Origin of the sequence: Aurantibacter sp., assembly GCF_039941195.1 — a bacterium.
GTDB lineage: Bacteria > Bacteroidota > Bacteroidia > Flavobacteriales > Flavobacteriaceae > Aurantibacter_A.
In genome coordinates, this window is sequence record NZ_JBDVFA010000093.1 from 78,693 (window position 1) to 92,346 (window position 13,654).

Sequence of the window (13,654 nt, forward strand, 5' to 3'; positions counted from 1 at the left end):
CTAATTTAGTCGAATCTTATAAAGAATAATCATGGAAAAAATAATAGTCCCACTTGACTTTTCTGAACAGTCAGAAAATGCATTAAAAGTTGCAGCACAATTAGCTAAAGAACATAATTCTGAGATTTTAGCAGTACATATGTTAGAATTGAATTATAATATGATTTCTTCATCTGAAGGATTTCATCCTGAACAGACAGTATTTCTAATTAAACTAGCAGAGAAACGTTTTTCAGAGTTCTTAAAAAAGGATTATTTAAAAGGAATTACAGTAACTCCTATTATAAAACATTACAAGGTATTTAGTGAAATAAATACCATTGCAAAAGATACTGGTGCTGAATTAATTGTCATGGGTTCACACGGTACCGACGGTTTAGAGGAGTTCTTTGTTGGCTCAAATACAGAGCGTGTAGTTCGTAATGCAGATATACCAGTTCTTGTAATTAAAGAAAATTTCGACAATTTTAAAGTAGACCGCTTTGTATTTGCTAGCAATTTTAATGTAGAAAAATTGAGTGCATTTAAAAAAGCTCAGCAGTTTGCTAAACTATTAACGGCAGAAATGAAACTGGTATATATTAATACTCCTGGTGATAATTTTATGAGTACCGAAGATATTTATCAACGCATAAACACTTTTTTAGCTACAGCGAATGCTTCTGATGAAGTTAAAATATACAATGACTACACGGTTGAAAATGGTATTTTAAACTATAGTAAAAGTATTGCAGCAGATATAATAGCTATTCCAACACATGGTAGAACGGGTCTTTCACATTTTTTTATGGGAAGCATAGGCGAAGATGTGGCAAACCATTCACCCATTCCAGTGGTAACTTTTAAGATATAAGTTTTAAAACGAGCAAATAGTCTATTTCATAATACGCGTTAACTGGAAGAACTTTTTATAGCTGTCAGGAATAGTATCAATTCTTAAAAGCGAATTTTCTTCCATGTAAGGGTAAATTTCATCGTAAGTTTTTACAATGTACATTCCTACACGTTTACTAATATGTTCACGTCTTAATTCACTCGGGGAATCAAGTCCTGCAGCAGCAACTAATTCTAGGAAACTATGAATAGTTGCTGCTTGAAAATTCTTAGCACGTGGAGCTTTGTCTTCCACCACAAGTCCTTTTACAAGCGATTTATTTTGTGTAGCTACACCAACAGGACAAGTGTTCGTATTACATTGTAGAGCCTGTATACAGCCTATTGACAACATCATAGCTCTAGCACTATTACAAGCATCTGCACCCAAGGCTATAGCACGCGCCATATGAAACCCTGTAATAATTCTTCCAGCAACTATCACTTTAATATCTTTTCGTAAACCGAATCCGACTAAAGTATCATGTACAAAAATTAACCCTTCTCTTAAAGGCATTCCCATGGTATTCGAAAACTCAATTGGTGCAGCACCCGTACCACCTTCTCCCCCGTCTACGGTAATGAAATCTGGTGTAATTCCAGTATGAATCATAGCTTCACAGAAATCCATAAACTCTTGTTTTCTACCCAAGCAAAGTTTAAATCCTATTGGTTTTCCTTCAGAAAGGTCACGTAATTTTTTAATAAAATACATGAATTGAATAGGGTCAGAAAAAGCCGAATGTGATGGTGGTGAATGCACAGCAACTCCTGGTTTTATATGCCTGATTTTTGCGATTTCCTCCGTATTTTTAATAGCAGGTAGTATACCTCCATGACCAGGTTTAGCACCCTGAGAGAGTTTTATCTCAATCATTTTTACTTCAGGACGATTTGCATTTTGTGCAAACGTAGTATCATTAAAAGTACCATCCTCATTTCTACAACCAAAATAACCAGTACCAATCTGCCAGATCAAATCTCCGCCATACTTTAAATGGTGGTCACTAATACCTCCTTCACCAGTGTTATGTGCAAAATTCCCCATTTTAGCCCCTTTATTCAATGACATAATTGCATTGTTACTCAAAGAGCCAAAACTCATTGCAGATATATTTAAAAGGCTCGATGAATAAGGTTGTTTACAATCTTTACCACCAATTAAAAGTCGCGGGAAATCACCTATTTCTTTGGGATTATGTTTAGCATACATCGAATGCTCCATCCATTCATAACCAGAATGATAAAGGTCTTTTTGCGTACCAAAGGGTTCTGTATCGTTTGCCCCTTTTGCTCGTCTATAAATTAACGATCGTAAGATTCGATTCAAGGGCCTCCCCTCCGTATCTGTTTCCACAAAATATTGCATTATTTCGGGTCGAATAGATTCTAATAAATATCTGAATCGACCTATAACTGGAAAGTTTCTACGAATCGTATGGCTTTTTTGAATTATGTCAAAAATGCCCATTAAGATAAGAGGGCCGGCTAGTAACAATAGCCATAAAATAGGTTTCCACACTAAGTAAATTGCACCAATTGCAAATAACACTAAAATGGAGATAATTATAAATTTCTCACGAACTTTCATAGGAGATTAATTTGTCTTCAAAATTAACGAAATTTATCACGAATATTGTAATTTAAAATTTAGAACAATAAAGATTTACTAAGGATAAAACGAAGAAGTTTAGGACAAAACAGTATTCATAAAATCATACAATTCATGCATTTGAGGTTTACCACTATGCTTGCCTGCCCTACCAAATAAATATAAAGTAAACCATAATAGTACCATTACAGCCATTAGAATTAGTTGCAATGTATATGGCTTTTGTAATGCTGCACTAGAATACGCCCAAATTGCAAGAATAATAAACAAGCATGCAACACTAAAATGAAGAAACATAAAAAAAGTCCATAGTACTGGATTAGGTCCAAAAACACCATAAACTTTACAACTGCTTTTACTTATCTCATCAATTTCTAAATGCAATTGAGGTGACCAGAAATTATTTTGTTCTTTTTTAAATTTGATAAAAACATGTTCATCTAATCGTTTAACAATTAATGGGCAATTTTCCAGGTTTTCAAAGGATTGTAAGGTTACTTCTTTCGTCTTAGGTATTTCTAATTGAAATCTAGGGCGAAGAACAATATCATTAGACAGCGGTTTCATTCTGCTGATAATGTTACATCACTAGGGCAAGCTATAGTATCTGATGCAATTTCTATTACTGGTTTCGGAGAGATATACGGAATTCCTATTCCCAAGCCTCTAACAATAAACAAAACACCAATAATAACTACAAAGACAGGAATGAGTTTTTGTACCTTCATTCTTAATGTGCCCTTTAATAAACTACTAAAGTAAATTGTAGTAGTCATTAAGGGTATAGTTCCCATTCCAAATAATATCATATAAAGACTACCTTCAGCTGCACTGCCCATAGCGACAGCTCCGAACAATGCCATATATACTAAACCACAAGGTAAGAATCCATTTAAGAATCCGATAGTTAAAAAGGTATCTGGAGATTTTTTTTTCAACGCCATTCCAAGCCTATTTTTAACATTGGTAATAGCTTTATAAAATGGTCTCGATAGACTGAAACGATTTAATATTTTAGTTGGTATTAAGACAAATGCAATCATTAAAATTCCAATCGCAATGGATAAATTCTGTTGCATTCCAAAGACATACAGTCCCTTTCCTAGCAGACCGAATAACAATCCGATGATACCATAAGCCAATAGCCTTCCAAAATGATATAAGAATATTTGTAGAAATTTTTTAAACTCATTTTCTCGACTTACCGGCAACATAAATGCAATCGGGCCACACATACCTACACAATGCAGACTGCCGATTAACCCCATTAACAATGCCGACAACAACATACTAATAGTTTATATTTTCTTTATGCAAGTAAGATTCATTATTGTATTCCCAAACTATTTTTATGTTCCAACGACCATCCAACAAACTTTTGTCAGGTATGAGCAAATGTGAATTAGAAAGACTCAAAGGAAAGTCAAAATCTAATCGCTTATTGGACGGCCTATATAGGAAAACATGACCTTTAATATTTGAAACATTTTGGTTTTGAGGAAAAGTAATATTCAATCCTTCTTCAGAAATATTAATTTCTAATTCGCTGAATAAGTCTTTTGCGTTTTGTTCTGCATCGATATCCTCTTGATAACCCAGTTCATCCTTATAATAATCTTCCGTCACCAAATCATGTTCAGCTTTCACTTCTGTACTCATGCGAACAACGAAGTACAGGATAAATGAGATAAAAGCGATAAAGGCTATTACAATACTAGTTCCCCAATTAATTTTCATATTATTTAGTTATAACTTCTAGGCGCCAAAAACCTAGCCGTTGTTGTTTCAATTTTTTCATCTCCACTAAAAACACCAATTTTTAGCTTTGTTTTATCGCCATCTAAAGCCGCATTATTTATTTCGATAAAAAGTGTCCCTTCTGCCATTTCTTGAGCAGGAACCACAAAATTTTCATGTCGTACAAGTTCAATGTCTCCTTTATGAGAAAGTAATTTAAAGCTAACATCTTCAACATCTTTGGTTGTTTTATTTACCAATTTAAAGGTGTACACATTACTAATAATATTACCTTCTTTATGCTCATATAATTGTCCTGGTAATCTTAAAATATTTGCTTCAAGGTCATTTCTTAAAAATAACATTCCCACTAAAATTCCTGTTAGTATTACCAAAACGGCCGAATATCCTTTTAAACGCGGTGTAAATTTGAACTTTTCTTTCTTTACAATTTCGTCTTCACTGGTATATCTAATTAAACCTTTTGGAAGGTTTACCTTTTCCATAATTGTATCACATTCATCAATACATGCTGTACAATTTACACACTCCAGTTGTGTGCCATTACGAATATCTATATTCGTTGGACAAACATTTACACATTGATTACAATCAATACAATCGCCATGGCCCAGTGCTTCACGATCTTCATTTTTTCTCCATTTTTTTCGACCATTTTCGGCTTCTCCGCGCTTATGATCATAAGCAACAATAATAGATTTATTATCTAGTAAAACTCCTTGCATTCTTCCATACGGACAAGCAATAATACAAACCTGTTCACGAAACCACGCGAATATAAAATAGAAAACTAAGGTGAAAATCAATAATGAAACTAAAGTACTGACATGCTCTAAAGGCCCATCATTAATATAATTCATCAATCTGTCACTACCAATGAGATAGGCTAAGAACACATTGGCAATTAAAAAAGATATAATGAAAAAGATTGTCCATTTCAACACTCTTTTTCTAATTTTTTCAGCATTCCATGCTTGGCGATCTAATTTCATTTGTGCTCCTCGATCTCCATCAATCCAATATTCAATTCTACGGAAAACCATTTCTAAAAAAATGGTTTGTGGACACATCCATCCACAAAAGATGCGACCGAAAGCAACGGTAAAAAGTGCTATAAAAACCACCCCAATAATCATAGAGATTACAAAGAGATGAAAATCTTGTGGCCAGAAAGGAAAACCAAAAATATTGAATCGACGCTCTAATACATTAAACATTAAAAACTGATTCCCATTAATTTTGATAAATGGAGCAGCAACCAAAAATGTCAATAAAAAGTAACTTACTAACTTTCGGTATTGGTAAAATTTACCACTGGGTTTTTTTGGAAACACCCAAGCGCGTTTACCATCTTCATTGATGGTACCAATTGAGTCTCTAAAATTTTCTTGATCTTGTGCCATTACTTTAAAAATAAAGACTATTCAACAATCTCTAATCGAATTAAAAAATCATTTAAGTCATCTCAAAATTATGAGAAGCACAATCAGATTTATTTATTCAACAGTCTCCTCCCATTTGTCACCTTCTGGTGCTTTTGGGTTCGCAGGAGTTTTTCCATTTATTTCAGCAAGAATATAACTCGATACTTGAGCTCTTTCCACTGGTTTTAATATTTGTTTCCAAGCTACCATACCTTTACCATCTCTACCACCTTCAGATACCGTGTTAAAAACGTTTTTAATACCACCTCCTAAAATCCAATATTCATCAGTAAGGTTTGGTCCAATACCACCGCCTCCATCGGCCATATGGCAAGCCACACAATTAGCAGTAAAAATGGCTTTACCAGCAGAAAGGTCACTAGCATCCGTTAACAATTCCACGGTATTAGCATCTACTAAATCTTTAGCAGTTAATTTATAGGCTTCAATTTCTTCACCAGCTTGAGCCATTTCTTGTTCAAATTCTTCCGTTTGTGTATAATCGTTTACAATATGGAAGCGAACTAAGTAGACTACCGCAAATATTATGGTTGCATAAAACATATATACCCACCATGGTGGTAGTGTATTATCTAATTCTCGGATACCATCATAGTTATGATCTAGCGTAATATCTCCTTCCTTTTCAATTGGTTTTGAACCGAGAAGTTTATTATATGTTTTTTTTCCCCATGTCCATTCCCAATTTGACGACTTCGCTTCAAGATATCGTTTTTGAGCAGCTTCATCTAAGGTTCTAAACATTACTGCTTCTATGGCTTGAATGATAATTTCTATCGCCACCAATATGAGCAAAACCAATACAAAAAACCAGAGTAATATTGGATATTCTATAAATGCTGGTTTATCACCAGAATCAATAAAATATTCTGTTATTCCTATTATGATAAAGAAAATAACGGGGACACGAATCCACCAAACTGAACTATTTTTCATGTGTACTTATTTACGGTCGGTTAATAGTTTTATTTTTTATTTAATCTTCTAAGGGTAATTTACTAACCTCTTTAATGTGTGCTTTTGATGCTGTAAATACCCACCAAAAAAGAATAGCGAAAAAGATGAAGAAAATTAATAATGATATCATCGGGTAAGTTGCTACCCCATCAATACTTTCTAAATGTCCTTTTATAAATTTCAACATAACTTAATTATTTAGCTGCTGTTTCAGATGCATCTTTAATTTTAATATCGGTACCTAAACGCTGTAAGTATGAAATCAATGCCACAATCTCACGATCTCTCATTTCAATGAATTCTTCATTATTTTCTTGGGCATATTTTTTATCAGTTTCATAGCTTTTTGCAAAATCTGGATCGGTATAAAGATTTTTTTCAATCTTAGTTGCTTGTTCATCCATAGACTGCTTCGCATTAGCAACATCTTCTTCTGTATAGGGTACTCCCAAAGTTTGCATTACTCGCATTTTTGATTCGATATTACTTCGGTCATGTTCATTTCTAACCAACCATTGATAAGCTGGCATTATAGAACCTGATGAAGTACTCTGCGGATCATACATATGGTTAAGATGCCAATTATCGGAATACTTACCACCTACTCTAAGCAAATCTGGACCCGTTCTTTTACTACCCCAAAGGAATGGATGATCATATACGAATTCACCAGCCTTAGCATATTCACCATAACGCTCTACTTCACTTCTAAACGGACGTATCATTTGTGAGTGACAACCCACACAACCTTCTCTTATATATAAGTCTCGTCCTTCTAATTCTAAAGGAGTATATGGTTTTACACTTGTAATTGTTGGAATGTTCGATTTAACCATAATAGTTGGGACTATCTGAACAACTCCACCAATTAAAATGGCTACAGTAGCCAAAATTGTTAATTGAACAGGCTTACGTTCTAACCAAGTATGGAAAGTTTCCCCAGATGTTCTTCTTTTCGAAACTTTGGATAAAGCAGGGGCTTCTACTAATTCGTCTTCAACAGCTTCACCAGAACGAATTGTTTGTACAACATTGTACAACATTACAAATGCTCCTAGTATATACATACTACCACCAATAGCACGCATCCAATACATTGGAATAATTTCATTTACAGTTTCTAAAAAGTTACCATATACCAATGTACCATCTGGGTTGAAATCTTTCCACATTAAAGCTTGCGTGAATCCAGCCACATACATTGGAAGTGTATAAAGTATAATTCCTAAAGTACCTATCCAGAAATGTGTGTTTGCCAAGCCTACAGAGTATAACTTTGTTTTGGTCATTCGAGGAATTAACCAATAAATCATACCAAAGGTTAAGAAACCATTCCATGCTAATGCGCCCACATGCACGTGTGCAATAATCCAGTCACTAAAATGTGCTATTGCATTCACATTTTTAAGCGAAAGCAATGGGCCTTCAAACGTTGCCATACCATAACCTGTGATAGCAACTACCATAAATTTTAAAGTAGGATCTGTACGAACTTTATCCCAAGCCCCGCGCAGTGTTAACAATCCATTTATCATACCACCCCAAGAAGGTGCAATTAACATCACAGAAAAAGCAACCCCTAAATTCTGTGCCCAATCAGGCAAGGAGGAATATAGCAAGTGATGTGGACCAGCCCAGATATATATAAAGATTAACGACCAAAAGTGTACAATAGAAAGTCGATAAGAATATACCGGTCTATTAGCTGCCTTAGGAACGAAATAATACATCAAACCTAAAAATGGAGTCGTTAAGAAAAATGCTACGGCATTATGCCCGTACCACCATTGTACTAATGCATCTTGTACACCTGCGTATACCGAGTAACTTTTTAAACCACTAACTGGAAGTTCTAAACTATTGAAAATATGCAATACAGCAATGGTAACAAAAGTGGCCAGATAAAACCAGATTGCAACATACATATGTCGCTGTCTTCTTTTTATAATTGTCCCAATCAAGTTCCAACCAAACACAACCCAAATAACAGCAATAGCTATATCTATTGGCCATTCCAATTCAGCATATTCTTTTGATGTAGAATAACCGAGTGGCAATGTAATGGCAGCAGCTACAATTATCAATTGCCAACCCCAAAAATTAATTTTACTTAAAATGTCGTTAAACATTCTTGCCTTTAATAATCGTTGTGTCGAATAATAAACACCTGCGAAAATTGCGTTACCAACAAATGCAAAAATTACCGCATTTGTATGCAGTGGTCTAAGTCTACCGAAACTTAACCAAGAGATACCGTCGGTAACATTAGGGAAAAGAAACATAAAAGCGAGTAAAAGCCCTACTGACATACCCACGATGCCCCAAAAAATAGTAGCATAGAGGAAATTTTTTACGATTTTGTTATCATAATAAAACTGCTGTACTTCCATAATCAATTATAGTGTTTAGTTGGATTTTTTAATTTTGGTCTTAATTTTTTGGGAAGGTGCTTTTACGACTTCGTCTTCGAAAAGCATTCTAACTGAAGGTGTATAAGAATCGTCGTATTGTCCTTTACGAACCGCAATAATAAATGCAGCAAAAAAAACAAGGGCAACCACAATACTAATCGCCAAAAGAATATAAATTGCACTCATACCTACCTGAATTATTGTGTAAAAATAAATAGCGACTATGTCAATAAATATGACATATATCAGGTTTTGAATAATTATTAAAAAAGTTGATTGATTAAATTGTAAACAATTGATTTACAAGACGCTAAACAATATGAGAATTTTGCAAAAGAGTAAAATTATTCATATGTAGAAAAAAATCTAAAATGTTTATGCCTTACTAGAATTCTGATAAATAGAAATTAGGGCAGCAACAATTATTAAATTTTTAATAATGTATTGTCCGAGCAACGTGGGAGCATACGGACTAAATGTAAACGAGGCTTCATTTAAAAGCAATAAAGAAGTAAATGTACACGCCATATGACCAAGTGTTATAACAATAGTTTTCTTGCGGTAAATGTCCAATAAAAGGAAAATACCGATTCCCACTTCTAATATTGCCAATAGAATAATAGTTGTTTCTCTAGATATTATTCCCATAGTTAAAATACCAATAGTATCTTTTGCAATTTCTTCTGCTGGACTTGTATTATTAAAAAATTTAAGTCCTCCAAACCACAAGTATACAATGGCAATTGAAATTTGCAGAAATGATATTTTTTTGAAATGTGTTATGAAAATATTTGAGTTACTGGTAGGCATTTAACTTAATACTAATTTGTAATATTTTAGAATTCACAAACCTAACTTTTTAGATTGTTTTGTCATGCATTTTTACCAATAAATTGTATTTTTCATTAAAATAAACCCCGGTATATTTAAAAATTACTAATCTAATTCTTTACCCACCAGGTTAGTCATAACTGTTGTAAAGACTACTACACTGATAGAACTTAATGGCATTAGTATTGCCGCAATAACCGGTTGCAACTGTCCTGTTACGGCAAAATAAAGTCCGACAACATTATAAATTAGCGAAAGCGCAAAGCTCCATTTAATTATTTTAATTCCTTTTTTAGCCACATTTATAAATTTTGGTAATTGTTGAAATTTCGAAGCATCCAAAATTCCATCACAAGCGGGAGAGAAAACATTTACGTTTTCCGAAATAGCAATACCAACTTCAGCTTGTGCGAGAGCACCAGCATCATTTAAACCATCGCCAACCATAAGTACCTTTTTTTTCTGGTCTTGTAAAGACTTAATAAAGCTCAATTTATTTTCTGGTTTCTGATTAAAATACAGCGGAGTCAATTTTGGCAGTAATTGCTCTAAACGTTGTTTTTCTCCTTCATTATCACCTGAAAGAATTGCTAATTGTATGGTTTCTGATAATTTTTTAAATACTTCTGATACGCCTTCACGGTATTCGTTATGAAATACATATTTGCCTTTGTACATATCATTACTACTAACATGAACAGCAGTATTTAATACATCATTAGTGCTCTTATCACCAACAAATTCAGCAGATCCAGCTTTTATAAACTCCCCATCTAAACTACCTGCTACTCCTCTACCCAAATGTTCTTCGTACTCATCTAGACTAACAATATTTTGTTCGGCCAAGAGATTATACAAGGACCTACTTAATGGATGGTTAGATGCACGCAAAGTGTTTTTTAGCAAAGCTTCCTCTTCCAGTGTTAAAGGCATTCCCTCATAAGTCGCCGTACTTTTTTTTGACGTTGTAATCGTTCCTGTTTTATCAAAAATTGCAGAATTAATTTGCGATAACTGCTCGATAGTTTGTGTGTTTTTGAGATACAATTTTTTACGTCCAAAAATCCGCAATAAATTACCTAACGTAAAGGGGGCTGCTAATGCAATAGCACAAGGGCAAGCAATAATGAGCACGGCGGTAAAAACGTTCATTGCTTTACTTGAATCATAAAACAACCAAAAACCGGTAGCTACAAAAGCTATGGTTAAAACAGCAATGGTAAACCTTTTACCAATACTATCTGTTAGTGTTTGAAATTTACTGGTTTTATCATTCTGAAAAATCGAATTACTCCATAGTTGTGTTAAATAACTCTGTGAAACGGACTTTAAAGCCTCCATTTCTATAGCACCTTGTAATTGTTTTCCTCCAGCAAAAATTTTATCGCCTGGAACTTTTTCAACTGGTTCAGATTCACCAGTGACAAAACTATAATCAATACGTGCCTTACCGTTGATTAAAATACCATCAACCGGAATTAATTCTTCATTACGTATTAATAAACGATTACCTTTTTTAATATCATGTACTTGTGTGCTCTCTTCTTTACCTTCTTTCGTTATTCTTGTAACCGCTATTGGAAAATACGATTTGTAATCACGTTCAAAAGATAAAAAGGAATAAGTTTTTTGTTGAAAGAATTTCCCCAATAGGAGAAAAAAGACCAATCCCGTTAATGAATCAAAAAAACCACTACCCCAATCAAAAATAATTTCCAAAGTACTTCTTAAAAATAGCACCGAAATACCTAATGCAATGGGTACATCTATATTCAAAATCTTACTTCGTAACCCTTTAAATGCCGAAATAAAATAGTCATTACCGGCATAGAACACCACGGGTAATGAAAAAGTAAACATTAACCAACGAAATACATCTTGATATTGATTTAACCAAAATTCGCCTCCGGAATTTTCACTAGAAGACAAATCAAAATAATCTGGAAATGAAAGAAACATTACATTACCAAAGGCAAAACCAGCTACGCCTAATTTATAAATTAAACTACGATCTGTAGTTTTATCCTTTTTATCATAATCATTTAAAGAAATATAGGGCTCATAGCCTATTCTCACTAGCAAATTCACCAAATGTTTCAAGGAGAAATCCGAACTATTAAATGTGATTCTTACTGTCTTTTTAGGGAAATCAACTTGAGCCGCATTTACATGTGGGTTCAATTTATTAAGATTCTCGAGCACCCAAATACAAGAACTACAATGAATATGTGGTATATAAAGATTCACTATTTGAATAGCACCATCATTAAATTCGGTAAGCTTTTCAACAATTTTTAGGTTGTCTAAGAAATCATACTTTCCTTCAACCACATTTGGTGTAGTCCCTGCCGCTGCCTGTATATCGTAGAAATTACATAAATCGTTACTTGCAAAAATCTCATATACTGTCTTACAGCCATTGCAGCAAAATTCTTTTTCATCGAATTTTATACCAGAACTTCCGCAAGCATCACCACAATGATAACAATTATTTTCAGCCATATTCACATCTACTTATACCTAGTACAAATTTCAATTAACATGCATAAAATTTACATGACATTTGTCAGTTTTTGAAATATCTTCGAATACTACCTTCGCCGCTGAATAAATGTATAAACATGGAAACGAGATGCGAAAGTTGTATAGTTAGACAATATAATTCATTAAGAGCACTTAGTAAAGATGAACTGAAAGAAGTCTCTAATTCGAAAGTTTTAAAATCAGTTAAAAAGGGGGAATCTATTTTTGAAGAAGGCGAAAAACTTGATGGTGTTTATTGTGTTCGCGATGGAGTATCAAAACTCTCTAAACTTAGTGCCAATGGCAAAGAACATATTGTTAAATTAGCAAGTAATGGAGTTATAATGGGCCAACGCTCGGTAATTGCCGACGAAACAACACATTTACGCGCCGTAGCAATTAATGACATGACCGTTTGTTTTATTCCAAAAAATACTATAATTAATACTTTAAACACCAATCCAAATTTTGCAGTTGAAGTTTTACGTCATATGGCTCACGATTTAAAAGAAGCCGACAATGTAATCGTAAATATGTCTCAAAAAACGGTAAAGCAGCGTCTTGGAGAAGCCTTTTTATATCTTAAAAAGAGTTATGGCGAAGATAAAGATGGATTTCTAAACCTCACCCTTTCTCGTGACGAATACGCAAATATCGTTGGTACTGCATCTGAATCTTGCATTCGAATTATTTCAGAATTTAAGAAAAAAGGACTCATTAAAACCGCTGGAAAGAAAATTGGTATTTCAGATGAAAAAGGACTTTTAGATTTGATTGCCGGGTTTTAGACCCAAACTGACAATTATCATATTTTCATTTGATTTTGAAATATAAATTTACAAGGTAGTTTTGAACAGAGTTATCAATGAAAAATGTATTGCTGCCTACTGATTTTTCTGAAAACGCCTTGATTGCGGCGAAATATGCAACGCAACTTTTTGACAATGAGGAATGCAAATTTTATTTCTTAAATGTATATACACCTTCAATTGTACACAGTCGATTTTTAGCGGAAACAAAAAGTAAAACGCTGGTTTCTGAAAATGAAAGTAAATTATCCAAGCAGGGCTTACAAAAAGCCCTTAAAGAAATAAAAAAACTCAATTTTAATAAACTTCATAATTATGAAGCCATTTCTTCTTTTGACTTCTTAACTCAAAAAATTATAGAGACGGTTGAATCGGAGAAAATAGATATTATAGTTTCTGGAACAAAAGGCGCATCAGGTTATAAAGAAGTTTTTC

At 33.7% G+C, this 13,654-nt stretch carries 14 protein-coding genes; 3 read left to right on the plus strand and 11 right to left on the minus strand.

Annotated elements, in window-relative coordinates:
- Nucleotides 1-31: 31 nt before the first annotated feature.
- Nucleotides 32-853, plus strand: a complete 822-nt coding sequence (locus ABJF52_RS15765) for a universal stress protein (RefSeq protein WP_348152368.1) — start codon at nt 32-34, stop codon at nt 851-853.
- 21 nt (nt 854-874) lie between these two features.
- Here the strand turns inward: ABJF52_RS15765 and ABJF52_RS15770 are convergent, their stop codons facing one another.
- The 11 genes from ABJF52_RS15770 to ABJF52_RS15820 form a co-directional block, all read right to left on the minus strand.
- Nucleotides 875-2,464: an FMN-binding glutamate synthase family protein gene (locus ABJF52_RS15770; RefSeq protein ID WP_348152370.1), complete on the minus strand. Its 1,590-nt coding sequence runs from the start codon at nt 2,462-2,464 to the stop codon at nt 875-877.
- Nucleotides 2,465-2,563: 99 nt separating this feature from the next.
- The gene (locus ABJF52_RS15775; RefSeq protein WP_348152373.1) at nt 2,564-3,052 is read right to left on the minus strand and encodes a GTP-binding protein; all 489 of its coding nucleotides are present in this window, start codon (nt 3,050-3,052) and stop codon (nt 2,564-2,566) included.
- Nucleotides 3,049-3,774, minus strand: a complete 726-nt coding sequence (locus ABJF52_RS15780) for a sulfite exporter TauE/SafE family protein (RefSeq protein ID WP_348152376.1) — start codon at nt 3,772-3,774, stop codon at nt 3,049-3,051. The genes ABJF52_RS15775 and ABJF52_RS15780 overlap by 4 nt, the downstream gene beginning before the upstream one ends.
- Nucleotide 3,775: 1 nt before the next feature.
- Nucleotides 3,776-4,222: a FixH family protein gene (locus tag ABJF52_RS15785; protein ID WP_348152379.1), complete on the minus strand. Its 447-nt coding sequence runs from the start codon at nt 4,220-4,222 to the stop codon at nt 3,776-3,778.
- 5 nt (nt 4,223-4,227) lie between these two features.
- Nucleotides 4,228-5,646 carry a cytochrome c oxidase accessory protein CcoG gene (gene ccoG / locus ABJF52_RS15790; protein ID WP_348152382.1) on the minus strand — a complete coding sequence of 473 codons (1,419 nt, stop codon included), beginning with the start codon at nt 5,644-5,646 and terminating at the stop codon, nt 4,228-4,230.
- A 93-nt stretch (nt 5,647-5,739) separates the two neighbouring features.
- Nucleotides 5,740-6,624 carry a cbb3-type cytochrome c oxidase N-terminal domain-containing protein gene (locus tag ABJF52_RS15795; RefSeq protein WP_348152384.1) on the minus strand — a complete coding sequence of 295 codons (885 nt, stop codon included), beginning with the start codon at nt 6,622-6,624 and terminating at the stop codon, nt 5,740-5,742.
- Nucleotides 6,625-6,664: 40 nt separating this feature from the next.
- Nucleotides 6,665-6,832: a CcoQ/FixQ family Cbb3-type cytochrome c oxidase assembly chaperone gene (locus ABJF52_RS15800; protein WP_348152387.1), complete on the minus strand. Its 168-nt coding sequence runs from the start codon at nt 6,830-6,832 to the stop codon at nt 6,665-6,667.
- Between the two features lie 7 nt (nt 6,833-6,839).
- The gene (ccoN, locus tag ABJF52_RS15805) at nt 6,840-9,035 is read right to left on the minus strand and encodes a cytochrome-c oxidase, cbb3-type subunit I (protein WP_348152390.1); all 2,196 of its coding nucleotides are present in this window, start codon (nt 9,033-9,035) and stop codon (nt 6,840-6,842) included.
- Between the two features lie 15 nt (nt 9,036-9,050).
- Complete coding sequence (gene ccoS, locus ABJF52_RS15810) at nt 9,051-9,242, minus strand: cbb3-type cytochrome oxidase assembly protein CcoS (protein WP_348152393.1); 192 nt, start codon at nt 9,240-9,242, stop codon at nt 9,051-9,053.
- 189 nt (nt 9,243-9,431) lie between these two features.
- Nucleotides 9,432-9,866: a doxx family protein gene (locus tag ABJF52_RS15815; protein WP_348152396.1), complete on the minus strand. Its 435-nt coding sequence runs from the start codon at nt 9,864-9,866 to the stop codon at nt 9,432-9,434.
- Between the two features lie 126 nt (nt 9,867-9,992).
- Nucleotides 9,993-12,389: a heavy metal translocating P-type ATPase metal-binding domain-containing protein gene (locus ABJF52_RS15820; protein WP_348152398.1), complete on the minus strand. Its 2,397-nt coding sequence runs from the start codon at nt 12,387-12,389 to the stop codon at nt 9,993-9,995.
- Between the two features lie 119 nt (nt 12,390-12,508).
- Between ABJF52_RS15820 and ABJF52_RS15825 the strand changes: the two genes are divergently transcribed.
- Nucleotides 12,509-13,198, plus strand: a complete 690-nt coding sequence (locus tag ABJF52_RS15825) for a Crp/Fnr family transcriptional regulator (protein WP_348152400.1) — start codon at nt 12,509-12,511, stop codon at nt 13,196-13,198.
- Nucleotides 13,199-13,275: 77 nt separating this feature from the next.
- The coding region (locus ABJF52_RS15830) for a universal stress protein (protein WP_348152403.1) at nt 13,276-13,654 on the plus strand (379 nt) is incomplete at its 3' end.